General features: G+C 75.0%; 22 protein-coding genes. 7 read left to right on the forward strand and 15 right to left on the reverse strand.

The features are described from left to right. Positions 1-2 precede the first annotated feature (2 nt). From ABD284_RS24320 to ABD284_RS24330, 3 genes are all read left to right on the forward strand, one after another. On the forward strand, positions 3-1,082 hold the full coding sequence (locus ABD284_RS24320) for a branched-chain amino acid ABC transporter permease (RefSeq protein WP_344148273.1): 1,080 nt from the start codon (positions 3-5) through the stop codon (positions 1,080-1,082). Positions 1,083-1,140: 58 nt separating this feature from the next. Further along, positions 1,141-2,469, forward strand: a complete 1,329-nt coding sequence (locus tag ABD284_RS24325) for an ABC transporter substrate-binding protein (RefSeq protein WP_344148276.1) — start codon at positions 1,141-1,143, stop codon at positions 2,467-2,469. 827 nt (positions 2,470-3,296) lie between these two features. Continuing rightward, positions 3,297-4,001, forward strand: coding sequence for a GAF and ANTAR domain-containing protein (locus ABD284_RS24330; RefSeq protein WP_344148279.1), 705 nt, complete (start codon positions 3,297-3,299; stop codon positions 3,999-4,001). Between the two features lie 39 nt (positions 4,002-4,040). Here the strand turns inward: ABD284_RS24330 and ABD284_RS24335 are convergent, their stop codons facing one another. Together ABD284_RS24335 and ABD284_RS24340 are read right to left on the reverse strand one after the other, a co-directional pair. Further along, the gene (locus tag ABD284_RS24335; protein WP_344148282.1) at positions 4,041-4,952 is read right to left on the reverse strand and encodes a glycosyltransferase family 2 protein; all 912 of its coding nucleotides are present in this window, start codon (positions 4,950-4,952) and stop codon (positions 4,041-4,043) included. After that, the gene (locus tag ABD284_RS24340; RefSeq protein ID WP_344148285.1) at positions 4,949-5,839 is read right to left on the reverse strand and encodes a glycosyltransferase family 2 protein; all 891 of its coding nucleotides are present in this window, start codon (positions 5,837-5,839) and stop codon (positions 4,949-4,951) included. The genes ABD284_RS24335 and ABD284_RS24340 overlap by 4 nt, the downstream gene beginning before the upstream one ends. A 431-nt stretch (positions 5,840-6,270) precedes the next feature. Here ABD284_RS24340 and ABD284_RS24345 point away from each other — a divergent pair, with 431 nt between their 5' ends. Beyond that, positions 6,271-7,110: a SigB/SigF/SigG family RNA polymerase sigma factor gene (locus ABD284_RS24345; protein WP_344148288.1), complete on the forward strand. Its 840-nt coding sequence runs from the start codon at positions 6,271-6,273 to the stop codon at positions 7,108-7,110. Positions 7,111-7,214: 104 nt separating this feature from the next. Here the strand turns inward: ABD284_RS24345 and ABD284_RS24350 are convergent, their stop codons facing one another. From ABD284_RS24350 to ABD284_RS24400, 11 genes are all read right to left on the reverse strand, one after another. Next, the gene (locus ABD284_RS24350; protein ID WP_344148291.1) at positions 7,215-8,216 is read right to left on the reverse strand and encodes a UDP-glucuronic acid decarboxylase family protein; all 1,002 of its coding nucleotides are present in this window, start codon (positions 8,214-8,216) and stop codon (positions 7,215-7,217) included. A 43-nt stretch (positions 8,217-8,259) separates the two neighbouring features. Further along, positions 8,260-8,952 (reverse strand): SDR family oxidoreductase, encoded by a 693-nt coding sequence (locus tag ABD284_RS24355; protein WP_344148294.1) that lies wholly within the window; start codon positions 8,950-8,952, stop codon positions 8,260-8,262. An 81-nt stretch (positions 8,953-9,033) separates the two neighbouring features. Further along, complete coding sequence (locus tag ABD284_RS24360) at positions 9,034-10,413, reverse strand: PfkB family carbohydrate kinase (protein ID WP_344148297.1); 1,380 nt, start codon at positions 10,411-10,413, stop codon at positions 9,034-9,036. After that, the gene (locus ABD284_RS24365) at positions 10,410-11,006 is read right to left on the reverse strand and encodes a D-sedoheptulose-7-phosphate isomerase (RefSeq protein WP_344148300.1); all 597 of its coding nucleotides are present in this window, start codon (positions 11,004-11,006) and stop codon (positions 10,410-10,412) included. Before ABD284_RS24365 ends, ABD284_RS24360 begins: the two co-directional genes overlap by 4 nt. Continuing rightward, positions 11,006-12,250, reverse strand: coding sequence for a glycosyltransferase (locus ABD284_RS24370; RefSeq protein ID WP_344148303.1), 1,245 nt, complete (start codon positions 12,248-12,250; stop codon positions 11,006-11,008). The genes ABD284_RS24365 and ABD284_RS24370 overlap by 1 nt, the downstream gene beginning before the upstream one ends. Then, positions 12,247-13,272 carry a glycosyltransferase gene (locus ABD284_RS24375; RefSeq protein ID WP_344148306.1) on the reverse strand — a complete coding sequence of 342 codons (1,026 nt, stop codon included), beginning with the start codon at positions 13,270-13,272 and terminating at the stop codon, positions 12,247-12,249. The genes ABD284_RS24370 and ABD284_RS24375 overlap by 4 nt, the downstream gene beginning before the upstream one ends. Beyond that, a complete protein-coding gene (locus tag ABD284_RS24380) occupies positions 13,269-14,324 on the reverse strand; it encodes a glycosyltransferase family 9 protein (protein ID WP_344148309.1) in 1,056 nt (351 codons plus the stop codon). Before ABD284_RS24380 ends, ABD284_RS24375 begins: the two co-directional genes overlap by 4 nt. Then, on the reverse strand, positions 14,321-15,877 hold the full coding sequence (locus tag ABD284_RS24385) for an HAD-IIIA family hydrolase (protein ID WP_344148312.1): 1,557 nt from the start codon (positions 15,875-15,877) through the stop codon (positions 14,321-14,323). Before ABD284_RS24385 ends, ABD284_RS24380 begins: the two co-directional genes overlap by 4 nt. 3 nt (positions 15,878-15,880) lie before the next feature. After that, entirely contained in the window at positions 15,881-17,533 is a 1,653-nt protein-coding gene (locus ABD284_RS24390; RefSeq protein WP_344148315.1) for a carbamoyltransferase family protein, read from the reverse strand. A 553-nt stretch (positions 17,534-18,086) separates the two neighbouring features. Beyond that, the gene (locus tag ABD284_RS24395) at positions 18,087-20,648 is read right to left on the reverse strand and encodes an ATP-dependent Clp protease ATP-binding subunit (protein ID WP_344148318.1); all 2,562 of its coding nucleotides are present in this window, start codon (positions 20,646-20,648) and stop codon (positions 18,087-18,089) included. Between the two features lie 73 nt (positions 20,649-20,721). Then, positions 20,722-21,087: a DUF8129 domain-containing protein gene (locus ABD284_RS24400; RefSeq protein ID WP_344148320.1), complete on the reverse strand. Its 366-nt coding sequence runs from the start codon at positions 21,085-21,087 to the stop codon at positions 20,722-20,724. A gap of 255 nt (positions 21,088-21,342) precedes the next feature. Here ABD284_RS24400 and ABD284_RS24405 point away from each other — a divergent pair, with 255 nt between their 5' ends. After that, the gene (locus tag ABD284_RS24405) at positions 21,343-21,735 is read left to right on the forward strand and encodes a PPOX class F420-dependent oxidoreductase (RefSeq protein WP_344148322.1); all 393 of its coding nucleotides are present in this window, start codon (positions 21,343-21,345) and stop codon (positions 21,733-21,735) included. Positions 21,736-22,280: 545 nt separating this feature from the next. Here ABD284_RS24405 and ctaD read toward each other — a convergent pair. Together ctaD and ABD284_RS24415 are read right to left on the reverse strand one after the other, a co-directional pair. Beyond that, positions 22,281-23,957, reverse strand: coding sequence for an aa3-type cytochrome oxidase subunit I (ctaD, locus tag ABD284_RS24410; RefSeq protein ID WP_344148325.1), 1,677 nt, complete (start codon positions 23,955-23,957; stop codon positions 22,281-22,283). Between the two features lie 127 nt (positions 23,958-24,084). Continuing rightward, positions 24,085-24,312 carry a DUF3040 domain-containing protein gene (locus ABD284_RS24415; RefSeq protein WP_344148328.1) on the reverse strand — a complete coding sequence of 76 codons (228 nt, stop codon included), beginning with the start codon at positions 24,310-24,312 and terminating at the stop codon, positions 24,085-24,087. A 294-nt stretch (positions 24,313-24,606) separates the two neighbouring features. Here ABD284_RS24415 and ABD284_RS24420 point away from each other — a divergent pair, with 294 nt between their 5' ends. Beyond that, the gene (locus ABD284_RS24420; protein WP_344148331.1) at positions 24,607-25,026 is read left to right on the forward strand and encodes a CBS domain-containing protein; all 420 of its coding nucleotides are present in this window, start codon (positions 24,607-24,609) and stop codon (positions 25,024-25,026) included. Between the two features lie 87 nt (positions 25,027-25,113). Further along, positions 25,114-26,073, forward strand: a 960-nt coding sequence (locus ABD284_RS24425; RefSeq protein ID WP_344148334.1) for a glycosyltransferase family 9 protein, incomplete at its 3' end; no start/stop codon positions are given.

Below are 26,073 nucleotides of genomic sequence, written 5' to 3' on the forward strand. Positions count from 1 at the left end.
TGATGGTCTCGCTGCGCAACCACGCGTCCACCGGCCGGGGCGCCCCGGCCCCGGGCTCGGCCGCGCCCTCGCTCGCCGACCGCTGGCGGGCGCTTCCGGCCCTGGTGCGGTTCCCGCTGGCCGCGGCCGCCGCCTTCGCCGCGGTCGTCGCGCTGATGGGGGTCACCGGACCCACCGGCGACCTGCGTATCGGCAGCGTGGGCTACTACATGCTGGCCATCGCCGGCCTGCAGCTGCTCATCGGCTACAGCGGGCAGATCTCCCTGGGCCACGGCGCGTTCATGTTCATCGGCGCCTACACCATGGCGCTGCTCGTGCTGAACCAGCCCGCGCTGCCCCTGTGGCTGAACATGGTGATCACCGTGGTGCTGAGCTGCGCGGCCGGGGTACTGGTCGGCGCCGCCACGGCACGGCTGCACGGCCCCTACCTCGCGGGCGCGACCCTGGCGCTGGCCGTGGGGCTGCCCTCGCTGACGGTGCGCTTCCCCGAGCTGCTCGGCGGCAGCAACGGACTGGCCTTCTCCACCCGCGGCGCGCCCGCCGCTCTGGCGGGCGTGGTCACCGACACCCAGTGGCAGTCCGCGGCGGTGTGGCTGACCACGCTGGTCTGCCTGGTCGTCCTGGCCACGATCAGCGCGGGACGGCTGGGCCGGCGGATGCGCGCGCTGCGCGACGACGAGGCGGCCGCTGGCCTGGCCGGAGTCCCGGTGGGCCGCACCAAGGTGATCGCCTTCGTCGTCAGCGCGGGCGCCGGCGGGCTCGCCGGCGCCTGCCAGGCCTATCTGCTGGGCACGGCCACGCCCAGCTCCTTCACGGTGACGCTGTCGCTGAGCCTGCTCGCGGCGCTGGTGCTGGGCGGGCTGGGCAGCATGTGGGGCGCCTTCTTCGGCGCGGTCGCCCTGGTCTACGTGGAGGTGTGGGGCGAGGAGCTGGCCCACGCGCTGTCCCTGGACACCGACGTCGCCAACAACCTGCCGATCGTGTTCTTCGGCGTGCTGCTCATCGTCGTCGTGCTCGTGTGGCCGCACGGCCTGCACGGGATGCTGCGCAGCCTCGCCGGACTGGTCCGCCGCGGGCGCTGACCAACCCACCCCGCACCCCGCCCGCACCCCGTCCCCGACCCACCGCCCGGGAGAAAACATGAGATCACGCATCGCCCCGGCCGCCGCCCTGACGGCGGCGGTCCTGCTGGCCACCTCCTGCGGAGGAGCCGGCGAAGTGCAGGAAGGCGCGGCCGCCGACCTGGACGTCTCGACCGGCGTCACCGACAGCAGCATCAAGATCGGCTCGCACCAGCCGCTGACCGGACCGGCCGCCCCCGGCTACAGCCAGATCTCCATCGGCGCCCAAGCCGTGTTCGACTACGTCAACGACAACGGCGGCGTCAACGGACGCGAGATCGACTACGTCGTCAAGGACGACGCCTACGACCCGGCCCGCACCATCGAGGTGACCCGGGAGCTTGTGCACAACGACGAGATCTTCGCGATGCTCGGCGGCCTGGGCACGCCCACCCACTCCAAGGTCGTCGACTTCCTCGACAAGGAGGGCGTGCCCGACCTGTTCGTGTCCTCGGGCGCGCTGATGTGGAACCAGCCGGACAAGTACCCGCTGACCTACGGCTTCCAGGTGGACTACACCAAGGAGGCCAAGATCCAGGGGCAGTACATCGCCGAGAACCTGCCCGACGCCAAGGTCGGCTACCTGCACCAGAACGACGACGTGGGCGCCGACTCCGAGGCCGGCCTGGAGCAGTACATCGCCGAGCAGCGCGTGGCCGTGGAGTCCTACGACTCCGGCAACACCGACCTGGGCCCGCAGATCGCGGCGCTGAAGGAGGAGGGCGCCGAGGTGGTGGTGTGCTCGTGCATCCCGGCGTTCACCGCCCTGGCGATCCTGGAGTCGGCGAGCATCGGCTACGACCCGCAGTTCGTGGTCAGCACCATCGGCGCCGACACCGCGACGCTGAAGGGCCTGCTCTCGGAGTTCGCGGCCGAGGCCGGCAACGAGGACCTGCCCGTCGAGGAACTGCTGGACGGGATGATCTACACCGGCTACCTGCCCGCGGTCACCCAGGAGGAGGACCCCTGGATCGGGCTGTACGCCGGGATCTACGACGAGTACGCCGACAGCGACAGGCCGATGACCAACACCACGGTCTACGGCATGGTGCAGGCCACCCTGATGTCCAAGGCGCTGATGGCGGCGGGCGAGGACCCCACTCGGCAGAGCCTGATCGACGCCGTGCACGGCCAGGACTGGTCGGGGCCGGGCCTGGTGCCCTTCGCCTCCTCCGAGGACGACCACGGCGGATACTCCGGGGCGCTGGTCATGGAGTTCCGCGCGGGCAAGGAGCCCGAAACCCTGCAGGAGGCCCGCGTCACCGACAACGCCGGCGGCGAGATCACCGAGGCCGGCGACGTCGAGCGGCCCTCGCCCGAGGAGTTCGGCTTCCACGGCGAGGGCTAGCCAGCGGGGCCGCGGCAGCGCCCGTCGCGAACGGCGCGCTCGGGTGCACCCCGGCCCACGCGCGGGACACATAAGCCGACGCGGGGCGCCCGCGGCAGAGCGACGCCGCCGGGCTCCCCGGGTCGGTGCCCGGTCCGAGCGGACCGGGCGCCGGCCCGTGCCGGGGCACGGGCGGGGGATCGGGCTCCGGCCCGAACCCCGGTGCGGCCGGGACGTCCGGCACGCCCGCAGAACACCGCAAGCGAGGGGACCGGCGGGCAAGCGCGTTCCGCGGCGGAACACGCGGGCCGCCGCCAATCCCGGTGGTCCTGCGCACATTCCCGGGCCCGCTTTCCGTTTGCACGGGATTGAACCCCGCATGGGGAATTCTGTGGCGAATCCGCGGGTGGCGGGGACGAAGGTCCCGACTACGGCCGGGCGGCGATTCGATGCGGATTCCGCATGGAATCGCGCAACCCGCCGCGCAGCCGATCGGATCGCTGCGCCGCCTCTCCGGAAACGGCCGCGGACGACGGATTCGCCGATCGCCGCCCCGCAGGTCCTCCGGCCCGCACCGCCGGAGACCGCGGAGACCCGCGGGATCCGCGGGGTCCGCGGGGTCCGCGAATCGACGCCGTCCGGCGGCAGGTACAGTCGTTGACACAGGCAAGGAGTGCGGGCAATACTCGCATTCGATCGGGAAGGCCAACGACCGGATCGGTCGCACCTCGATTCTCACACTGCGGAGCCATTCGGTCACCTGACCGAGCGCCTTGTGCTGTGCGCGGGCTCCACACCGGAGGGGCGATTCGAGTCGGCGCTCGAATAACGGCACAGGAGGGCGTGCGATGCTCAACAAGGACCACTCTCCCTCACCCCGGGGGTTCGCGGAGGTGGTGCGTTCGCTGTTCGCTGAACCGGACCTGCGCGCGACGCTCCAGCGGATGGTGGACCTGGCGGTGACCACCGTCCCCGGATGCGACTACGCCGGCGTGAGCCTGGTGGAGTCGCGGACCAGTCTGCAGACCCCGGTGTGCACCCACGACATCGTGCGCCGCAGCGACGCGCTGCAACTGGAGCTGGGCGAAGGCCCGTCGCTGGACTCGATGAACAAGGGGACCTACGTCTACCTCCCCGATCTCACCTCCTCCACGCGCTGGCCCAGATACGCCGCCGAGGCCGCCAAGCTGCCCATCGGCAGCCTGCTGAGCTTCCGGCTGTTCACCGCGCGCGAGACCCTGGGGGTGCTGATCCTCTACGCGGCGCGCCCGCAGTCCTTCGGCGAGGACGCCCACGAGGTCGGGGTCATCTACTCGGCGCAGGCGGCCTCCGCGCTCGCCGCCAACCGGCACATCGCCAACCTCAGCCGCGCCCTGGACACCCGCGAGACGATCGGCCAGGCCCAGGGCATCCTCATGGAGCGCCACCACATGACCGCCGACCAGGCCTGGGAGCGCCTGCGGGAGGCCTCGCAGAAGCTCAACGTCAAGCTCGCCGAACTCGCCGAGAAGATCGCCCTCACCGGCGAGGACCCCACCTCGCCCGTGGACTGACCCCCTTCCTTCCCGCCCCCTCCCGGCCCCCGCACCCGCTCAGCCGATGTAGCGCCGCGCCGCCGAGCGGCCCTGCGGCGCCTCCAGCAGCCGCAGCCCCTCCTCCACCCGGGGCGGCACCGGTCGGCGCTCGCCGAGCACCCACGGCAGCCCGGCCAGCGCCTCGGCGACCGCCGCCGCGCTGGCCGCATCCCCGGGCACCGAGGCCAGCACCCGTACGGTGCGCCGCAGCGCCGCGCCCGCGGGACGGCGCAGCCACGCCGTCCACAGGGTGTTGCGGATGCCCAGGCGGCGCCGCGCCCTGCTGTCGCGGGCGCGGGAGGGGGCGTGGTGCACCCGCATCTCCTCGATCCAGCACATCCACCACCCGGCCGCGGCCAGGTCCAGCGACAGCAGCTCCTCCTCGCCGCCCAGCCACAGCCGCTCGTGGAAGCCCCCGGCGTCCCGAAACGCCGACGCGCGCAGGACGGAGGCGCCGGCGAGGATGCTCAGCAGGGCGGGGCCGGGCAGGTGCGCCGGGGCCGGGACCGGCGAGTCGCGCAGCTCGGGTGTGATGGGGTCCTCGCGCAGCGACGGCTCGACCAGGATCCGCGCCGTCAGCGAGGCCGCGTCCGGGTGGGCGTCCAGCAGGTCGGCAGCAAGCGCGAGCGATCCCGGCTCCCACCAGGTGTCGTCGTCGCAGAAGGCGATGTAGGGGGTATCCAGTGCCTCGGCTCCGAGGTTGCGGCCCACCGCCCCCAGGTTGGCCCCCGCGCGCAGCAGCGCCGCATCGGGGAAGGACGCGGCGACGGCGTCGGCGCTGCCGTCGCGCGAGCCGTTGTCGACCACCACGATCGGGGGCCGCTCGGGCAGGGCCGTGAGCCGTTCCAGGACGCCCAGCAGCTCGCCGCGGCGGTCGCGGGTGATGACCACCGCGCCCACACGGGGATCGGGGCGGCCCGGGCGGCTCACCGCCGCTCCAGCAGGCGCAGGTCGCGTTCGACGCGGGGCGGGAGCCGTCGCCGCTGCACCAGCGCGCGCGGCAGTGCGCCGGCTACGCCCGCCAGGGCGCGCCGGGCCGCGGGCTCCCGGCTGCCCGCGCGCGCCAGCCGGGCGGTCTCGGCCAGCGCCCGCTCGGCGGGGCGCCGCATCCAGCAGACCAGGACGCGGTTGCGCAGGTCCAGGCGCCGCCGCCAGGCGCTGGGCGGGCGGTCGGCGGAGGGGTGGTGGCGGGCGCGCACCTGCGGGAGGTAGCAGGCCTCCCAGCCCAGCGCTGCGAGGTCCTGAGCCAGCAGGGCCTCCTCGTGGGTGAAGAACAGCAGATCGCTGAACCCGCCGGCGTCGAGGAACGCCTCGCGGCGCACGACCGCGGCGCAGGCGAGGAAGCCGAGGACGCGCGGGCCGGGCAGGCCGCGCGGGGCCGGCCCCAGTCCGGCGGCCAGCTCCTCGTTGATCGGGTCGGGGCGCGCGTCCTCGCCGACGAACGTGGCCGCGGCGACCAGGCCCAGGCGGGGATGGGCGTCGAAGGCGGCCGCGGCGCGCTCCAGTGCGCCCGGCTCCCACCAGGAGTCGTCGTCGCAGAAGGCGATGTAGGGGGCCGGGTTGGCGGCGACGCCGTCGTTGCGGGCGGCGCATCCGCGGTTGCGGGCCAGCTCCACCACGCCGGCGCCGGGCGAGGCCGACCGGACGAGGTCGGCGGTGCCGTCGCTGGAGGCGTTGTCGACCACGGTGACCGGCGCGTCCGGACAGGCCGAGGAAAGCCGGCGCAATGTCCGGGCAAGGTCCTCGCGGCGGTTGCGGGTGGCCACGACGACCCCCACCCGCGCGCCCGCCGGGTTCGCCTCCGCACACGGTCGCATGCCGCGATCCGGCGCGTCGCGCCGCCGCTCGGGATCCGCGCTGTCGCCCACTACCCGATACCCCCCATAAACACACACACCGCCTGACGAAGGAAAGCGATTGCGTGAGATTTCCTATGGCAAAGACCACTGTCGTCCTCACCCCGTCTACCCTGCGGCTTCGCAATCTCACGCGTTAATTAAGCGCAAAACCGGGCGGAATCGGACGAGGGCGGGCTGGCTTAATCGCGCATATCTCGATATGGTCAACGTGTTGTGCAGGAGGTCCGACAGCGCGGCCTACGACGCCATCATGTGCGTCCCGGCCCCCGCTGCGGTGAACCACCGCACAGTACGGGGGAGCCACATCGCCGGCATGGTGCACAACACGCCGCGCGATCCGGGGGGCACGTGGTCGGTGGTCAACTCCGATCGCAGAAGGAACGTTGACGATGAGCGCATCGAGCACGCTCCGCGAACGAGAGACCGCAGTACCGCGTCCGCGCAGTTCCCGAGGGAACAGCAAAACCGACGAAGCCTACTACACCCGCACGCGGGAACTGTTCGCGCAGCTCAAGGGTGGGTCCGCCGGCCCGGCCGAGCGTGATGAGATCTATCGGAACCTGGTGGATCTGCATGCTCCGGTCGTACGCCGCATCGCCCGCCGCTACCGCAACCGCGGTGAGCCCGAGGAAGACCTGCGCCAGGTTGTGACAGTCGGCCTGGTCCAGGCGATCCGCGATTTCAATCCCGACTACGGCAAGGAGTTCATCTCCTACGCCCTGCCTATGATGACCGGAGAGGTCAAGCGCCACTTCCGGGACCGCACATGGGCGATTCGGGTGCCGCGCAAGTATCAGGAGAAGCGGCCCGAGCTCAACCGGGTGACCTCGTCGTTCGCCCAGGAGCACGGCCGCTCGCCCACGGTCGCCGAGATCGCCGAACGGCTGGAGATGAGCGTCGACGACACGCTTGAGCTCATCGACGCCTCGTCGGCCTACAGCGCCCTGTCCCTCGACGTGCCCTACGGGGCCGAGGAGGAGGACAAGACGCTGGGCGACACGCTCGGCGAGGAGGACCACGACCTGGAGAACGTCGCCGACCGGGCGTCGTTGCGGCCGGCGCTGGCAACCCTCTCGCCGCGCGACCGGCGGATCGTGCTCCTCCGGTTCGCGGGCAACAAGACCCAGGCCGAGATCGCCGAGATCGTCGGCCTCTCGCAGATGCATGTCTCGCGGACCCTTTCGGCGTCCCTGGCCAAGCTGCGCAAGCAGCTGGTACCCGACGTCTGAGGGATCGGCCGACGGTTTCACGCGCAGGTCCCCGGGGCGCCGAGGCGCCCCGGGGACCCGTTCGTGCGGTGCCGTCCGCCCTGCTACGGCTCAGGCCTGCGGGCTCAGGCGCGGCCCGCGGTCGGTTCCACCGTGCGGTCCTCCCCCGGCGCGGCGGCCGCCCGGGTGCGCACGAACCACGCGACGGTGCGCCGCAGCCCCTCCTCCATCGGCACCAGCGGGCGCCAGCCCAGCGCCCGGGCCGCCAGCGACGTGTCGGGGCGGCGGAACCGCGGATCGTCGGCGGGACGCCCCACCGCGACGATGGGCGAGTCGGAGCCGCAGACGCCGCGCACCAGCTCGGCGAGCCGGCGCATGGACAGCTCGTGCGGACTGCCGATGTTGACCGGGCCGACGATGCCGGAGCGGGCCAGGGCGATCAGGCCGCGCACCGTGTCGTCGACATAGCACACCGACCGCGTCTGCATGCCGTCGCCGGAGACGGTGATGGGCTCTGCGGCCAGCGCCTGGCGGATGAAGGTCGGGACCGCGCGGCCGTCGTCGGGGCGCATCCGGGGCCCGTAGCTGTTGAAGATGCGGGCGATGCCGACGTCGGCGCCGCGGGAGCGGTGGAAGGCCATGGTCAGGGCCTCGGCGTAGCGTTTGGCCTCGTCGTAGACGCTGCGCGGGCCCACCGGGTTGACGTTGCCCCAGTAGCTCTCGTGCTGGGGGTGGTGCAGCGGGTCCCCGTAGACCTCGCTGGTGGAGGCCAGCACGGTGCGGGCACCGTGCTCGGCCGCCAGGTCCAGCGCGTTGCGGGTGCCCCGGCTGCCCGCCTCCAGGGTCTCCACGGGCAGGCGCAGGTAGTCGCGCGGCGACGCCGCCGAGGCCAGGTGGAAGACGGTGTCGACGCGCCCGGGAACCACCAGCGGGTGTGTGGCGTCGGCCTCCAGCGTGCTGAACCCGGCGCGGTCGGCCAGGTGGCGCACGTTCGCGGCGGAGCCGGTGGCGAAGTTGTCCACGCAGACGACCTCGGCGCCGGCGTCCAGCAGGTGCTCGCACAGGTGCGAGCCGACGAAACCGGCGCCGCCGGTGACGACGGCGCGGCCGATGTGTGCCTGACTCATGATCCCCCCATTGCTCGCGGTGCACCGGCGAAGCGGCCCCGGGTCAGGGCCAGGACGTCTCCTGCGAGGGGCAGACGACGAGTTCGCGCACCTCGCACCCGGGCGGCTGGGCCAAGGCGAAGACGACGGCCCGCGCGACGTGCTCGGGCTGGTTGAGGCGGGCGTCGGGACCGGGCCGGTAGGCCTCGGGGCGGTCGTCGAAGAACGCGGTGTCCATGCCGCCGGGGACCAGCAGCGTCACGCCGATGCGCCCGGCGGTCTCGGCGGCGAGTGCGCGGGTGAAGCCCATGACGCCGGCCTTGGAGGCGCAGTAGGCGGTGGCGTCGGGGACGGCGCGCGTGCCCAGCGTCGAGGCGCAGTCGACCACGGTGCCGCGCGAGGCCTCCAGGTGGGGCAGGGCGGCGCGGACCACCGAGGCGGTGCCGATGAGATTGACCTTGACGACGCGCTCCCAGTCGTCGGCGTCGACCTTGTCCAGCGGCCCGCAGGCGTCGATCCCCGCCGCGTTGACGACGGCGTGCAGGCCGCCGGCGCGGTCGGCCGAGCGCTGGACGGCGTCCTCGGCTTCGGCGCGGTCGGCGATGTCGGCGCACACGTAGTCGTAGTCGAGGCCCTCGGCCGGGCGGGCGCGGTCGACGACGAGCGGCCGACCGCCCTCCTCCGCCACGGCCCGGGCCACGGCGGCCCCCAGGCCGGAGGCGCCACCGGTGATCAGTGTGTTTCCGAGCGGTCGCATTTGCGTACTCCCTCCACCTCGTGTTCTCGACCGTCTGGGCGGACGCGCACGGGGCGTGGTGCGGGCGCGCCCCGGCGGTGCTCAGGGGGGCGTGCGGCTGCGGGCGGCCACCATGCGGCTGGTGGAGCGCCCCGGAAGCAGCGGCAGGATGACCGCCTGGCCGCCGCCGGCGGTCACGGCGGGCAGCTCGGGCAGTTCCTCGGCCGCGTAGTCGCCGCCTTTGACCCACACGTCGGGCCGCAGCCGCTGGACGACCCGGACCGGTGTCGGCTCGTCGAAGACGGTGACCGCGTCGACGCACTCCAGCTCCGACAGCACACGCACCCGGTCCTGGGCACAGGTGAGGGGCCGGTGCGGCCCCTTCTGCGCGCGCACGGCGGCGTCGCTGTTGAGGCAGACGATCAGGCAGTCGCCGAGCGAGCGTGCCCGGCGCAGCAGGCTGACGTGCCCGGCGTGCAGCACGTCGAAGCACCCGCCGGCGGCGACGACCCTGCCGCCGCTGCGGCGCACGCGCTCGGCCAGCGCATCGGCGCTCTCCCCCAGGCCCAGTGGCAGCGCCCCGGCCATGGGTCCCGACTCCGCCGTGGCGCCCGCGGCGCCGTTGCCGACGAACCGGGAGGCCGCCTGGACGCTCTCGGCGACGGCGTCGGCCGTGTCGGCGCCGGTGCGCAGGGCCCCGGCGGCGGTTCCGCTGAAGCGGTCGCCGGCGCCGCAGGCATCGGCCTCGGACACGCTCACCGGTGCGGGGAAGAAGCGGCCCGGCCCGTCCGGCGGCGCCCAGGCGGCGCCCTTGCCGCCCAGGGTCACCGCGACCGAGCCCGCCCGCCAGGTGCGGGCCAGGCGCGCCGCGATCTCGCCGGCCCGCTCGGGGTCGGCGGCCCCGGCGCCGGCCTCGGCCGCGTTGGGGGTGACCAGGGCCGCACCGGCGACAGGCGCGGGGCCGCGCGGGTGCGGGTCCCACACCACGGGCCCGTGCCGGGCGGCGCGGGTCAGCGCCTCGCGGACGGCGGGCAGTTCGACCACGCCGCGGCCGTAGTCGGCGGCGAGCACGGCGCCGGCCCGGCCGATCACCTCGGCCGCGCGTGCGTGGTCGCCCGCGGTGTCGGGGCGGCCCTCGCCGTCGTCGACGCGCAGCAGGGTCCGCCCGTTCGCCCGGATGCGCGACTTGACCGGGGTGGCCCCGGACTGGTCCAGGCGCACCAGGGTCAGCGCGTCCTGCAGCAGCTCGGCGACGCGCTCGCCGGGGCCGTCGTAGCCCAGGGAGCAGACCAGCACGACGGGATGGCCGTCGCGGGCCGCCAGCCATGCGGCGAGGGCGGCGCCGCCGGGGCGGTGCCGGGCGCCGCAGGCCTCCAGCACCGGCGCGTCCTGGCCGTGCCCGGTGGTGCGGCGATCGCCGACGACGTCGACGTCGAGGAACGCGTCGCCGACGACGACCAGCGGCCCGCGGGCGCGGCTCACGCCGCCCCTTCCGCGGACAGCCCGGCCCGCCGGGGGGCCGGCGCGGCCGCGCCGCAGACGGCGTCGACCTCCTCGCACATCAGGTGGATGAGCGAGAGGTGGACCTCCTGGACCGTGGCCGGGTCCGGCGAGGGGACCGCAAGGCTCTCCTCGCACACGGCCTGCAGCGCGCCGGGGGACGCGCCGGCCAGCGCCCAGGTGCGCAGGCCGATCTCGCCTGCGGTGGCGGCAGCGGCGACCACGTTCTCGCTGCTGCCGCTGGTGGACAGGCATATCAGGATGTCGCCCGGGCGGGCGTGGGCGCGCAGCTGGCGGGCGAAGACCTGGCCGTAGCCGTAGTCGTTGGCGATGGCGGTGAGGCTGGAGGTGTCGGCGTGCAGGCAGATCGCCGAGAGCGGGATGCGCTCGGTGGCGAACCGCCCGGTCAGCTCGGCGGTGAGGTGCTGGGCCTCGGCGGCGCTGCCGCCGTTGCCGCAAGCGAGCAGCCGGCGCCCGCGCGGCAGCTCCTCGCCGAGGATGCGGCCCCACCGCACGGCGCACTCGCTGTCGACGCCCTCCAGCGCGCCGCTCAGCCGCTTCAGCCGGGGATGCATCAGACACCTCCCGCGGCCAGGGCGGCGGCTTCGCCCGCCGGTTCGGGCACCTCGCGGCCGCGTTCGCGCAGCACGCTCGCGTAGCAGTCCTCGGTCTGGCGGGCCACCCGCGGCCACGTGTAGCGCACAGCGGCGCGGTCGGCGGCCGCGATCCCCAGGCTCTCGCGCGTGACGGGGTCGGCGAGCAGCATGCGGATCCAGTAGGCCAGGGCGCGGGCGTCGCGCGGCGGGACGAGCCGGCCGGTGACGCCCTGGACGACGGTGTCGAGGTGGCCGCCCACGTGGGAGGCGATGACGGGTACGCCGCAGGCCATGGCCTCGACGGTGCTCATGCCGAAGGGCTCGTACCAGGGCACGTTGACGGCGATGTCGGCCGAGCGCAGCAGCTCGGGCACCCGCGAGCGGGGCACGCCGCCGGTGAAGACGACACGGTCGGCCACACCGGCCTCCTCCGCGGACGCGCGCAGTGCGGCGATCTCGGGGTCCTCGTCGATCCGCTCCGGCGGGGCCCCGCCCGCGACCACGAGTTCGGCGTCGGGCACCCCGGCGAGCGCGCCGATGGCGGTGCGGATCCCCTTGCGGGGCACCAGCCGGCCCAGCGTGAGGATGCGGGGGCGGTCGCCGCGTTCGGCGGCGGGCCCCTCGGGGCGGAAGGCCTCGCAGTCGACGGCGCAGGGGACCACGGCGATCCGGTTGCGGGCGACGTTCCAGGTGCGCAGCTCCCGGCGCTCCTGGCCGGAGGTGGCGACGATCCGGTCGACCCCGTGCGCGACGGCGCGCTCGACGCTCTCCCGCTCGGGGGGACTGGTGTCGTCGGGGCCCTGGTGGCGGCGCTTCTCGGTGCCCAGGGCGTGGAAGGTCTGCACCACGGGGGTGCCGGTCGGCGCGGCCGCGTCCAGGGCGGCGCGCCCGCTCATCCAGAAGTGGGCGTGGACGATGTCGGGGCGGTCGCGCTGCCACGCCTCGGCGAGGCGTTCGGCGAACTCGCCCATGTAGGGCAGAAGCTCGTCCTTGCTCAGCGGGTGCGGCGGTCCGGCGTCGACGTGGTGCACGCGGACGCCGGGCGCGAGCTCGACGTTCTCGGGCTCGTCGGGCCCGCTGCGGCGGGTGTGGACCACGACCTCGTGGCCGCGTGCGCCCAGGGCGGCGGCCAGCTCGGCGACGTGCACGTTCTGCCCTCCGGTGTCCTGCTCGCCGAGGGCCGCCAACGGGCTTGCGTGTTCGGAGACCATGGCGATTCTCACCGTGTCACCTCCTGGAGTATCCGGTCCCAGTCGTCGAGGAACCGGTCGACGGAATAGCGGCGCAGGGCCGCACGGCGCGCGGCCCGGCCCTGCTCGGCGGCGCGGGCGGGGTCGCGGACGAGCTCGCCCAGCGCCCGGTGCAACGCGTCGACACGGGTTGTCGCGAGTCCCGCGTCCAGGGGAATCGCCTCGCCGGCCTCGGTGGCGGCCAGAGCGAGGACGGGCATGCCCAGCAGCATCGCCTCGATGAGGGAGAGTCCCAGCGAGGTCCAGCGCACTGGGTGCAGATAGACGCGCCTGCGGGCCAGTTCGGCGTGCAGGCGGTGCTGGGGGAGGTCTTCGTAGGCGCGCAGCCGCTCGGGGGGCAGGCCGAGCGCGGCGGGCGCGCCGGCCGTTCCCATGCCGAAGAGGTCGAGGGCGGCGGCCCGGGAGAAGCCGGCCAGCAGGTCGGTTCCGGTGACGCGGCCGCGGCGCAGCGGCTCGTTGACCACCACGCCGGCGCGTTCGACCTCGCCGGTGTAGCGGTGGCCGGGGTCGAGGACGCCGTGCTCGACGACGGCGGTGGGCGCGCGGCCGCTGTCCCAGAACAGGTCGTTGAAGTGGGTGACGTGCACGATGGGGATGGCGGACTGCTCGGCGAGGGGGTGGCGGGTGTCGGGGACGCCGCCGCGCGGCGCGTTGTGCTCGACGTAGACGGCGGGGACGTCGCGTCCGGGGCGGCGCCCGCCCAGCCACCGCTCGGCGAGGTCGAGCTCGTGGGGGCGCTGGAGCACGACCGCGTCCACGGGCTCGTGGGCGAGCCGCTCGGGCGCGACCTCGACGGCGCCGCCGGGCCAGTCCCAGGTACGGGCGCGGCCGCGGCCGTCGGGGCCGCGGTCGGCGTCGACCGGCAGCAGGCAGCGGTGCCGGCCCTGCACGAAGGAGGTGGTCCAGGAGCCGTGGACGTGCCACAGGAGCACGCGCAGGGTGGACGGGCGCCGCGGCTCGCGGCGCTCGGCGGGGCGGGACCGCTGCAGTGTCACGGCGCTCCTCGGTCCAGGTCGTCGACGGCGTCGAGGACGTCGTCGGGGGTCACTCGGTTGAGGCACGGATGGCCGGGCACGGGGCAGGTGCGGGCGCGGGTGCCGCGGCAGGGCGCGTCCTGGTCGCCGAGCAGCCGCACCCGGCTGCCCTGGGGCGCCCAGGCGGAGGCCGGCACGACCGGCGCGAACAGCGAGACCACGGGGGTGCCGACGGCCGCGGCCAGGTGGGCCGCGCCGGTGTTTCCGCTGACCAGCACCGACGCGGACTCCAGCACGCCGGCGAGCTCCGCGAGGCCGGTGCGTCCGCCCAGGTCCAGGCCGGCGTCGCCGGCCTCGCCGGCCACGGCCGCGGTCTCGGCCCGCTCGCCGTGGGTCCCGGTGACCACGACGCGCCGGCCCCGGGCCGCCAGCGACGCCGCGGTGCCGGCGGCCAGCTGCGGGGGTATGGCGCGGGCGGGCACCGAAGCGCCGGTGTGCACGGCGACGTAGCCGGGGCTTCCCGCCAAGTGGGCGGTGGGTGGCAGCGGGCGGCGCACGCGCGGCTGGCCGTCGTCGCCGGGCGGCGGCCGGTACCCGGCGGCCTCGGCCAGGCGCAGCATGCGCGCCGCCTCGGGCCGGGTGTGGTCGGTCCGGTGGCGCAGGTCCAGCAGGGAGCCGGGGTAGTCCTCGCAGGCCGCGCCGATCCAGCCCACCCCCGCCGTCCGCAGCAGCGCGGCCAGCGGCAGCGGCGACTGGTGGAAGGAGGTGAGGACGAGCGCGGCCGACGGCGCTTCGGCCCGGACGGCGGCCACGAGCTCGTCGGCGCTGTCGCGGGTCAGCGGCGGCGGCTCGGGGTCGATCCAGGGGGCGCACCACTCCAGGACGCGGTCCACCCCGGGCAGCAGCTCGGCGGCGGCGCGCCCGCGCGGGCCGGCGAGCAGCACGAGGCGATCGGCACCGGCGGCGACCGCCCGCACGGCGGGGCCCGCCAGCAGCACGTCGCCGACGTTGTCCATGCGGGCCACCAGCACGGTGCCGCCGCGCGGCGCCGGGCGCCCTTCGGCGGCGGTCATGCCGCACCGTCCCGCAGCAGGCGGCGCACGGCACCGGTCAGCCGCGGCGCGGTCTCGGGCGCCGCCGCCACCTCCGCGGCGCGCGTCGCCGGGCCGGGCACCAGCACGGAGCGGGCGCCGGCGGCGCGCGCGGCCTCGACGTCGGCCCCGATGTCTCCGATGACCGCGCACTCGCGGGGGCTGAGGCCCAGGTCGGCGGCGGCGGCCTCGATCAGGCCGGTGCGCGGCTTGCGGCAGGTGCAGCCGTCGTCCTCGCCGTGGACGCAGACCCGCCACGCGTCGAAGGGGCCCAGGCGCTCCTCCAAGGCGGCGTTGACGGCCTCCAGCTCGGCGGGGGTGATGAGGCCGCGGGCGACGCCCGACTGGTTGGTCACCACGCCCACGCGCAGTCCGGCGGTGCGCGCCCGCTCCAGCGCGGCGCGCGCGTGCGGCAGCGGCCGCACCAGGCCGGGGTCGCGGTTGTAGGGGACGTCGTGGACGAGGGTGCCGTCGCGGTCGAACAGCACGGCCTTGACGCGCCGTTCGCGGTGCGGCCGGGCTCGCCGGTGGCGCCACTCCCCCGCCACCCGCTGCGCGCACGCTGCGGGCGGGATGAGCGCGCTGGTCACCGCCATGCGCACGATCTCGTCGCGGGTCCGCGGGCCCGGCGCGATCCGGCGCCAGGCGAACTCGGCCGTGGCGGCCAGCCACAAAGAGCCCAGCCCGGCGGCGGCCGCTGCCGAGGTCCGCGGGCCGAGCAGCGGGGCGAGCAGCGGGGCGGCGGCCGCACCGGCGAGCGCCGCCGTGGCCGCCACGTGGCGGCGCAGCCGGCCCGGGGGCTCGCCGACGCGTGCACGCCAGCGGGGCCCGTGCAGGCGACGCATCAGCGCGTCGTCGGCGTTGCCCGCCTGCGCGGCCACGCTGCGCAGCAGCCGTGCGTCGCGGACCATCGGGTGCACGCTGCGCCGCGTCCCGGCGACCAGGGCGTAGCCGGCGTCGAGCACGCGCAGCGCGAGGTCGGTGTCCTCGCGGTAGGCGCGCTTGAGCCGGCGGTCGAAGCCGTCGGCGGCGGCCAGGGCGGCGCGGCGGTAGGCCATGTCGGCGGTGATCCAGCGGGCGCGGGCCAGCGCCAGCGTTCCGCGCTCGGCGTCGGTGGGGCGCCGTCCCCGGGGCGGCGGGACCTCGATGCGGCCCTGGCATCCCCCGACGCCGTCGCCGCAGGCCGCGAGGTCGGCGGCCAGCTCGGCGGTCCAGTCGTCGCCGGGAGCCACGTCGTCGTCCAGGAAGACGACCCAGGGTGCGGAGGTGCGGCGCCAGCCGACGTCGCGGGCGCAGGCCGGGCCCCGCCCGCCCGAGCGCAGCACGGTGACGCCGGCGGCGTCGGCGCCGGGCGGCGGGCCCTGCGGCGCGGGCCGGTCGTCCACGACGACGATCTCGGCGGGCGCGCAGGGGCCCGCGGCCAGCAGCGGGCGCAGGGTGCGCTCGAGCTCGGGGCGGCCCGCCGTCGGCACCACGACGGCGTAGGCGGGCGCCCGTCCCTTCTCCGCCCGCGCGGCGGCGGATGCGCGGTCCACGGGTCAGCCCTTCCCGTTCAGCCGGGAGCGCCGCACCGCGAACGGCCCGATGGCAAGCAGGTCCACCGGTGAGGACCCGAAGCACTCCAGGGCGTCCCGGGGGCTGTCGACCATGGGCCGCCCGGCGGTGTTGAGGCTGGTGTTGATCACGACGGGGACGCCGGTGCGGGCCTCGAAGCGGTGCAGGAGCCGGTGGAGCACCTCGTCGCCGGGCTCGACGGTCTGCACCCGCGCGGTGCCGTCGGTGTGCACGACGGCGGGGATGCGGTCGCGCCAGTGCTCGGCGACGTCGTGCACGAACAGCATGTACGGGCTGGGCAGCGGGCCGCGGGCGAAGATCTCGCCCGCGCGCTCGGCGGGCACCATCGGTGCGACGGGGCGGAAGCTCTCGCGGCCCTTCACGGCGTTGATGCGGTCGAGGTTGGCGGGATCGGTCGGGTTGGCCAGCAGGGAGCGGCGGCCCAGCGCGCGGGGGCCGTACTCGCTGCGCCCCTGGAACCAGGCGACCAGCTCGTCGCGCGCGAGCGCGGCGGCGACGGTGTCGGCGATGTCGTCGGGGCGCTCGTAGTCGAGGCCGGCCGCCTCCAGCGCGCCCGCCAGCTCCGCCTCGCTCCAGCCGCGCCCCAGGTCCGCGCCCGTCATGGGGGCGACGTCCTCGCCCGCTTGCCGTGCCAGGTGCAGTGCGCCGCCGAGCGCGGTTCCGGCGTCGCCGGCGGCGGGCTGCACCCAGACGTCCTCGAACGGGCCCTCGGCGGCGATGCGGGTGTTGGCGACGCAGTTCAGCGCCACTCCCCCGGCCATGGCCAGCCGCGGCAGGCCGGTCTCGCGGTGCAGCCAGGAGGCCAGCTCCAGCAGGACCTCCTCCAGGCGCCGCTGCATTCCGGCGGCGAGGTCGGCGTGGTCGGCGGTCACCTCGCCGCCGGGCGCGCGCCGCTTGGCGAAGGCGGCGAAGTCGACCGGTCCGACGCGGACGCCGCCGTCGCCGGTGGGGGCGATCATCTCGCGCAGGGCGCCGATGAAGCGGGGGGTCCCCGAGGAGGCCAGCGCCATGACCTTGTACTCGTCGCTGGAACGCTGGAAGCCGAGGTGGTCGGTGAGGTCCTCGTAGACCAGCCCGAGCGAGTGCGGAAGGCTCTGGCGCGCCAGGATCTCCAGCTCGCCGCCGCGGTAGGCGCCGAGCAGGTGGGCGGTGTCCTCGCCGCGGCCGTCGGCGGTGAGCACGGCGCGGTCGCGCCCGCCGCCCGCGGGCGGGGCCGCCAGCCCGGCCGAGGCCGCGTGCGCGACGTGGTGGGGCACGTGGTGCACCCGGGCGGAGTCGAGGCCCGGCAGCGCGGTGGCCAGGAACACGGGCGCGCGCCGGGCGTAGAGGGTGCGCAGGTCCTCCCAGGCGGGGTCGAGCCGCTCCCCCTCCGGCCGGACCAGCGAGGGGTCGTAGGAGTAGGCGACGCCGTCGAGGTCCTCGGGCGCCAGCCCGGCGGTCTCCAGGCACCACCGCATGGACTGCTCGGGCAGCTCCCACGCCGAGAACGGCACGGGGCGCTTGCCGTGCTTGCGCCGGTTGAACCGCTCTTCCTCGGCCGCGGCCACGATCGAGCCGTCGACGACGAGCGCTGCGGCCGGGTCGTGGAATACGGCGTTGACACCGAGGAACCTCATGGTCCGTCGACTCCTTCCCCCCGTGGCCCCCGCCTTGTGCAGCGGTGGACGCCCCGCCCTGTGGGCACGATCAGTCGACTACCAATCGCAGCGACGCTGAAACGGGTGCCCTCCCGCATCGGGCACTATGGTCACGCTGTGTGACGAAGTGCGGGATGAGTACCGGAAGGCGAGCGGGTCGCGGGGGGCGCCGCCGGAGGCACCGGCGCGGTCTGCAGGAAAGCGCCGCGCCCGCCGCTGAACGCCGGCGGCCCGCGCGCCGAGGCCGTCCTCGGCGGCCTGGGCCGCGACAGGGGTCGGGAGCCGCTCACCCGCGATGCGCATCGCCGCCGCCACGGCGGGGTGCCGCCGCGGTTCGCCGGGCGGCGGCGCGCCGGAATCCGCCGCCGAGTCCGGCGGCGTGCACGAGGACCTCACGACACCCGCCTCGTCCCGCCCGTTCAAGCCGGTGCGCCTCCGGCCCCGGGCGCCGGCGGGGCGAGCGCCGGACAGCGGCCGCGGACCCGGCCGGGCCCGCCCGAAGGCCCGGCCGGCCGGGGCCGCGGCGCGGCGGTCACGCCTGCGCGGGGCGGCTCTCCGCGGTGCGGCGGGTGCTGGTGTCCACGCTGAAGTCCAGCCCCTGGTCGCCGACCCGCACCGTCACGCGGTCGCCCGGCGCGAGCTCGCCGTTGAGCAGCCGGGACGACAGCGGATTGCCGACGCTGCGCTGGATCGTGCGCGCCAGCGGCCGGGCGCCGAACTCGGGCTGGTGGCCGGTCGCCGCCAGCCAGCGCACCGCGTCGTCGGTGAACTCGATGCCGATGTCCTGGGCGTGCAGCCTGCGCGCCGTCTCCTCCAGCAGCAGCCGGGTGATCTTCGCCAGCTCGTCCTCGGTGAGCTGGGCGAACACGATGATCTCGTCGACGCGGTTGAGGAACTCGGGCCGGAACTCGTCGCGCAGCCGCGCCATGATCCGCTCGCGGGTGGCGCGGTCGCGCTCGCCCTCCTCGGCGCCGATGAATCCGATCGGCCCTCCGCCGGTGATGAACTCCGACCCCAGGTTGCTGGTCATGATGACCACGGTGTTGCGGAAGTCGACGGTGCGGCCCTGCCCGTCGGTGAGCCGTCCGTCGTCGAGCATCTGCAGCAGCAGGTTGAAGATGTCCGGGTGCGCCTTCTCGATCTCGTCGAGCAGGATGACCGAGTAGGGCGAGCGCCGCACCGCCTCGGTCAGCTGGCCGGCCTCCTCGTAGCCGACGTAGCCGGGGGGCGCCCCGACCAGGCGCGCGGCGGTGTGGCGCTCCTGGAACTCGCTCATGTCGAAGCGGATCATCTGCTCCTGGGAGCCGAACAGCGCCTCGGCCAGCGCCCGCGCCAGCTCGGTCTTGCCCACGCCCGTGGGCCCCAGGAACAAGAAGCTGCCGATGGGCCGATCGGGCGAGGCGAGGCCGGCGCGCGAGCGCCGCACCGCCTCGGCGACCGCGGTGACGGCCTCGTCCTGGCCGATCACGCGGGCGTGCAGCCGCTCCTCCAGCCCGGTGAGCCGCTCGCGCTCCTCCTGGGTGAGCTGGGAGACGGGGATCGAGGTGATCCGCGAGACGACCTCCGCGACGTCCTCGACCCCGACCACGGGCACCTGCTCGGGCCCGGTGTCGCGCACCTCGGCGATGGACTCGCGCGTCCGGTTGATCTCGTCGCGGGCCTGCGAGGCGGCTTCGTAGTCCTCGTCGCGGACCGCCTGCTCCTTGCGGGCCTCCAGCTCGCGCAGGCGCTCCTCCAGCTCGCGGACGTCGACGCTGGGCCGCTTGGCGCGCAGCCGGACCCGCGCGCCCGCCTGGTCGACCAGGTCGATCGCCTTGTCGGGCAGGAACCGGTCGGAGATGTAGCGGTCGGAGAGCTCGGCGGCCGCCACCAGCCCGTCGTCGCTGAAGCGCACCTGGTGGTGGGCCTCGTAGCGGTCGCGCAGGCCGCGCAGGATCTCCACGGTGTCTGCGACGCTGGGCTCGGAGACCAGCACCGGCTGGAAGCGGCGCTCCAGCGCCGCGTCCTTCTCGACGTTCTGCCGGTACTCGTCGAGGGTGGTGGCGCCGATCATGTGCAGCTCGCCGCGGGCCAGCGCCGGCTTGAGCATGTTGCCCGCGCTCATCGCGCCCTCGGCGCCGCCCGCCCCCACGACGGTGTGCATCTCGTCGATGAAGATCAGCAGCTTGTCGTCGTTGCGGATCTCCTCGATGATGTTGCGCACCCGCTCCTCGAAGTCGCCGCGGTAGCGCGTGCCGGCCACCACGCCGGCCAGGTCGAGCTGGACGAGCCGGCGCCCGCTGAGGGTGTCGGGGACGTCGTTGTCGGAGATCCGCTGGGCGATGCCCTCGACGATGGCGGTCTTGCCCACGCCCGGGTCGCCGATGAGCACCGGGTTGTTCTTGCGGCGGCGCGCCAGCACCTCGATGGTCTGCTCGACCTCGGACTCGCGGCCCATCACCGGGTCGAGCCGGCCTTCGCCGGCCAGGGCGGTGATGTCGGTGCCGAACTCGTCCAGGTTGGGCGTCGTGCTCTCCTGCTGGGCGGCGGTGCCGCTCTGCGATCCGGCGCCCGCGGGCGCGGGACCCGAGCTCGCCGCCGACTGCAGCGACTCGGGGGTCACGCCGGACTCGGCGAGCATGCGGCCCATCCGCGACTCGCCGTTGACCGCGAGGGCGAAGAGCATGTGCTCGGGAGCGATGAAGGGGCGGCCCATCGCCCGCGCTATCTGGTGGGCGTCGAGCAGCGTGCGCTTGGCCGCCGGGGTCAGCGCCGGCACGCCCGGCCCGGCCTGGGGCGCCCGCTCGGCCTCGCTCCCGGCCGACGCCGCCAGAGCCTCGGGGTCGGCCCCGGTGCGCTGGACCAGCTCGCGCGCCGGCGCGTAGCGCAGCACCGCCCACAGCAGGTGGGCGGCGTCCAGATCGGTCCGGTCGCTCTGGGAGGCGCGCGCGAGCGCCTCCGACACCACCTCCCGGGTGGCGGTGTCCATCAGCTTGGACAGGTCGACGCGGTGCGAGGCGCGGCGCGCGCCGCCGGAACCGAAGAAGCGCGCCAGGAACTCCTCGAAGGAGCGCGGGTCGTAGCCTCCGCCTCCCCCAGGGAAGTCGTGTGTCATCGCCGGGACCTCCTCATGGAACGGGGCGCCCCGCTGTTCGGGCGCCCCGGTGGCCGTGTTCGCAGGCTCTTCCTCACCCGTTTCCGGGGCCGGGCGGATTGTCGCCCTTGGGCTTGGCGGGCTGGGCGGGCACGCCGTGCGGCGGCGGGTTGCCCGGGGGCGCCTGCCCGCCGGTGCCGACCTCCGATCCGCCCCGGGCCGCCTGCGGGGTCTCCGGCTGGAAGTCCTGGTCGCCGCCGGAGGGCTCGGCGCCGTTCTCCAGCTCCCGCAGCCGCGATCGGAGGATCTCCAGCACCTGGGGCCGGTCGGCGTGTCCGGCCTCGTAGTCGATCAGGTCGCGCATCTGCTCCTGTGTCAGCGCGCGGACGCGATGCTGCAGCGTTCCGACGGGCAGGCCCTCATAGCCCGCGATCGGCGGTGCGTTCCGCTCGGCGGACATGGAACATCACTCCGTTCCCCGCGTTCGGTCTCAGCGTCGGCGCGCGGCGCGCGGTCTCCGCCGCGCGCCGAGGTCGCCTCCGGGGCCGCCGCTACCCGTGGCCCCGTCGGCGAAACCGCCGGTCAGGCCGGGCGCGCCGAGGGGGCAGGCGGGGCGCTTGCGCAGGGGCTCCGCCCCCACCGGGACGGAGGACGTTTGGACCGGCTGCGTCGTGATAGGGGATAGCCGCGTGTGACCGCCGGTGAAAGGAGCCGCATGAACACCATCCCCGATGACCGCGAAGACATTCTGCACAAACCCAGCTTCGCGCACGTGGCGACGCTCGGTCCGCACGGCGAGCCGCAGGCCAACCCCGTCTGGATCGACTGGGACGGCGACCACGTCCGCTTCAGCCAGACCCGCGGTCGGCAGAAGTACCGCAACCTGCTGCGCGACGACCGCATCGCGATGTCGGTGCAGGACCCCGACGACCCGTACCGCTACGTGGAGGTGCGCGGCCGGGTGGAGTCGATCGAGGAGGACGACGGCAACGCCTTCATCGACCACCTGGCCAAGCGCTACCTCGGCCGGGACCGCTACCCGTGGGCCGCGCCGGACGAGGAGCGGATCGTGATCTCGGTGCGTCCCGAGCACGCCACGAAGCAGTGACCGACGGTGCGCCGCGCCCTCGGGGCGGGGCGCACCCACGGGCGGTTGCGTCCGGCACGATTCGGCCGCGGCGCGTTGAGCGGGTAGAATTCCCGCCGGATCGTTCAATCCTCAACCAAATGCGGAATCCGGGTCGGCCGTACCGGTACCGCGCCCGGCCCGCGCCGGCGGGCACCACCGCGGCAGCGCCCTCCCGGCGCCGCACCCCGCCGTCGCCCGCGCCGAGCGGGGGCGCGGCTGCCCGGCCACCCGCGCGGGGCGCCGCCGAGCGGCCCCCGGGCACCCTGACCGCGCCCGCGAGACCGTCCGTCCCGGTCTCGCGGGCGCGCCCTTCGGCACAGCGTGCCGGGCGCGCTGATCGGGGCCGCCGACGCCGCCCGATTGTAGTCGCGGGCGGCCGACCGGGCGGCGCCCCGAGCCACCGCCGCGGCCCGCGCGCCGCAGCGCCCGGCCGCGTCCGCGCGCCCCTCAGCGCTCCGCCGGGCGCCCCCGGCCTGCCGAGCCCGGCACTGCGCGGGATTCTTGCTCAGCTCTCCACCGCGTCCTCAGTTCTCCACCGCGTTCGCGGTGTTCTCGGGCCGCGGAACACGCGGGAACTTGAGGTCGAACGCCGGCCGCTCGCTGCGGATCCGCGGCAGCGTGGTGAAGTTGTGCCGCGGCGGCGGACACGAGGTGGCCCACTCCAGGGAGCCCCCGTAGCCCCAGGGGTCGTCGGTCTCGACCTTGGGCGCGGTGCGCGCCGTGTGCCAGATGTTCCAGAGGAAGAACAGCGTCGAGGCGCCCAGGACGAACGACCCGATGCTGGAGACGATGTTGAGCGCGGTGAACCCGTCGGAGGGCAGGTAGTCGGCGTACCGGCGGGGCATGCCCTCCACGCCCAGCCAGTGCTGGACCAGAAACGTGGTGTGGAACCCGACGAACAGCGACCAGAAGTGCGCCTTGCCCAGTCCTTCGTGGAGCATCTTCCCGGTCATCTTGGGCCACCAGAAGTAGAAGCCGGAGAACATCGCGAACACCACGGTGCCGAAGAGCACGTAGTGGAAGTGGCCCACGACGAAGTAGGAGTCGGTGACGTGGAAGTCCAGCGGCGGCGAGGCCAGGATCACCCCCGTCAGCCCGCCGAACAGGAACGTCACCAGAAACCCAACGGAGAACAGCATCGCCGACGGGAAGGTGAGCTGGCCCCGCCACATCGTGCCGATCCAGTTGAAGAACTTGATTCCGGTCGGCACGGCGATCAGGAACGACAGGAATGAGAACAGCGGCAGCAGCACCGCGCCGGTGGCGAACATGTGGTGGGCCCACACCGTCATCGACAGCCCGGTGATCGTCAGCGTGGCGGCGACCATCCCCCCGTAGCCGAACAGCGGCTTGCGCGAGAAGACCGGGATCACCTCGGTGACGATCCCGAAGAACGGCAGGGCGACGATGTAGACCTCGGGATGGCCGAAGAACCAGAACAGGTGCTGCCAGAGGATCGCCCCGCCGTGGGACGCGTCGTAGACCTGGGCCCCGAGGATGCGGTCGGCTGCCAGCGCCGCCAGCGCCGCGGTCAGCACCGGGAACGCGAGCAGGATCAGCACACCGGTGAACACGGTGTTCCAGGTGAACAGCGGCAGCCGGAACATGGTCATCCCCGGCGCGCGCATCACCGCGATCGTCGTCAGGAAGTTGACCGCGCCCAGGATGGTGCCCAGGCCCGACACCAGCAGGCCCAGCACCCACAGGTCGCCGCCCAGGCCGGGCGAGCGCACCTCGTCCGACAGCGGCGTGTAGGCGAACCAGCCGAAGCTGGCCGCTCCCGAGGGCGTGAGGAAGCCGCCGACGACCATCAGCCCGCCGAAGAGGAACAGCCAGTAGCTGAACATGTTGAGCCGCGGGAAGGCCACGTCGGGCGCGCCGATCTGCAGCGGCACGATCACGTTGGCGAACCCCACGAACAGCGGGGTCGCGAACAGCAGCATCATGACCGTGCCGTGGATCGTGAACAGCTGGTTGTAGCCCTCGTGGGTCACGACCTGCATGCCCGGCCACATCAGCTCGGCGCGGATCAGCATCGCCATCACGCCGGCCGCGACGAAGAACCCGAACGAGGTGATGAGGTACATCTTGCCGATCACCTTGTGATCGGTGGAGGACATCCAGCTGACGAAGGTCGATCCGCCGGCGATCGGACCGCGCTCATGCGAGGCCTCGCGCTCCGACTGCACGGTCTGGGTCATCGGGACTCCGTTCGTCTCGCCCGGGCACAGGCCGGTTCGTTCGTGAAGGCGTGGACGCGGCCGCTCGGGTGCCCGACAGGTCCGGGCCCGGGGGCGCGCGAAGCGGGGTGCCGCGGCGGTCGGGTGCTCAGACGGCGCCGACCGTGGCGGCGAGAAGTACCAGCGCCGACGTGAGCACGGCCGCCCACACCAGCAGGACGGCCGCCCAGGGCGCCGGCTCGCGGTCGGCCTCTCCGGCGTTTCGGGCGAGCCGCTCGGAATACGCGCGCATGCGCCGGCGGCAGTCGGGGTCCTCCCGGGCGAGGTGCCGGCCGATCCGGTCCAGCTTCGCCCGCTCACCGCGCTCCAGGGCCATCGCCGTCCTCCTGCTCTCCCCCGCCGTCCGGTACCGCCCGACCGGTCCCGGATCGGCGAGCGCGCCGCTACCCGCAGCGACGCCTGCCTAACCAGGGCTTCGCCCCGGCGTCCGGGCCCGGGCCGCCGCGGGAGCGGCGCGCGGCGTGGTTTGGCCCCGCGAGACCGCGGTAGTGGGCGCACAGAGGCCGAGGAGCGACCCGGACGCCGCCGCCCGGCGCCGGAGCGGCGGGCGGGGGTGCGGGCCCCCTGGGCGAACCCGGTATCCGGGACAGCCGCAACGCAGGAGGATCCAATGGCCGAGCAGGTTCGGGAGATCATGACCCAGCCTCCCTACACCGTGTCTCCGCAGACGACGCTGTACGAGATCGCCGTCATCATGCGGGACAAGGACATCGGCGACGTGGTGGTGACCGAGGACGACTCGGCGCTGGGCGTGCTGACCGACCGCGACATCGTGGTGCGCTGCGTCGCCGACGGCGCCGACTGCGGCACCGCCACGGCCGGCGGCGCCCTCAGCGGCCGCCTGTCGGTGGTGGGCCCCGACGACAGCATCGACGAGGCTGTGCGCATCATGCGCGAGAGCGCGGTGCGGCGGCTGCCGGTGATCGACGCCGACCGCGTCGTGGGCGTCGTCTCGCTGGGCGACCTCGCAGTCGAGCGCGACCCCTCGTCGGTGCTGGCATCGATCAGCGGAAGCCGGGCCAACACCTGACCCGGCGCGCTCGCCGATCCGGGCCCGGGCGGCGCTCCGCCCGGGCCCGCGCGTTTGCCCCGCACGGGCTGCGGTAGCGGCGCCACCATGAGCGGCGCCGCGGCGGCCACGGGCCCCCAGCGCGGCAGCGGGGAGGCGCGGCCGCGCCTGCTGGTGCTGCGCGCGCTGGGCCTGGGCGACTTCCTCACGGCGGTTCCCGCGTTCCGGGCGCTGGAGCGCGCCCACCCCGCAGCCGCGATCCACCTCGCCGCTCCCAGCGCCCACGCCGACCTGCTGTCGCTCGCAGGGCTGGAGTGGTCGGTGCTGCCGACCGCGGGCCCCCGGACCCCGCCGTGGCCCTATTCCGCACCGCCCGACACCGCGGTGAACCTGCACGGCAGCGGCCCCGGATCGGTACGGGCGCTGCGTGCGCTGGGGCCGGGGCGGCTGTGGACCCACGCCTCTCCCGCCGCCGGAGGGCCCCCGGGTCCCGAGTGGCCGGGGCGGACCCACGACGTCGACCTGTGGTGCCACCTGCTCGCCTACTACGGCATCAGTGCCGACCCCACCGACCTGCGGCTGCCGCTTCCCCGGCCGCCGAAGGAGCACGCGGGCGCCGCCGTCGTGCACCCGGGCGCGGCCTTTCCCGCGCGGCGCTGGCCGCCCGAGCGCTTCGCGGCCCTGGCTCAGCGGTTGGCCGCCTGGGGGCTCGACGTCGTGGTCACGGGATCGGCGGCGGAGCGGCCGCTCGCGCTGGAGGTCGCGCGCCGAGCGGGGCTGGGCGAGCAGCGGGTGCCGGCCGGGCGGACGCCGCTGCCGGAGCTGGCCGCCCTGGTCTCGCGCGCCGCTGTGGTGGTGTGCGGCGACACCGGCGTCGCGCACCTGGCGACCGCCTACGGCACGCCCTCGGTCGTGCTCTTCGGACCGGTCGACCCCGCGTTGTGGGGGCCGCGCGTCGACGCCGACCGGCACGCCTGCCTGTGGTACGGCGAGCCAGGCGATCCCCACGGCGGCGCGCCCGCTCCCGGACTGCTGCGCATCGGCGTGGCCGAGGCCGCCGCGGCCGCC

It is taken from the genome of Streptomonospora arabica, from assembly GCF_039531585.1.
GTDB classification, from domain to species: Bacteria; Actinomycetota; Actinomycetes; order Streptosporangiales; family Streptosporangiaceae; genus Streptomonospora; species Streptomonospora halophila.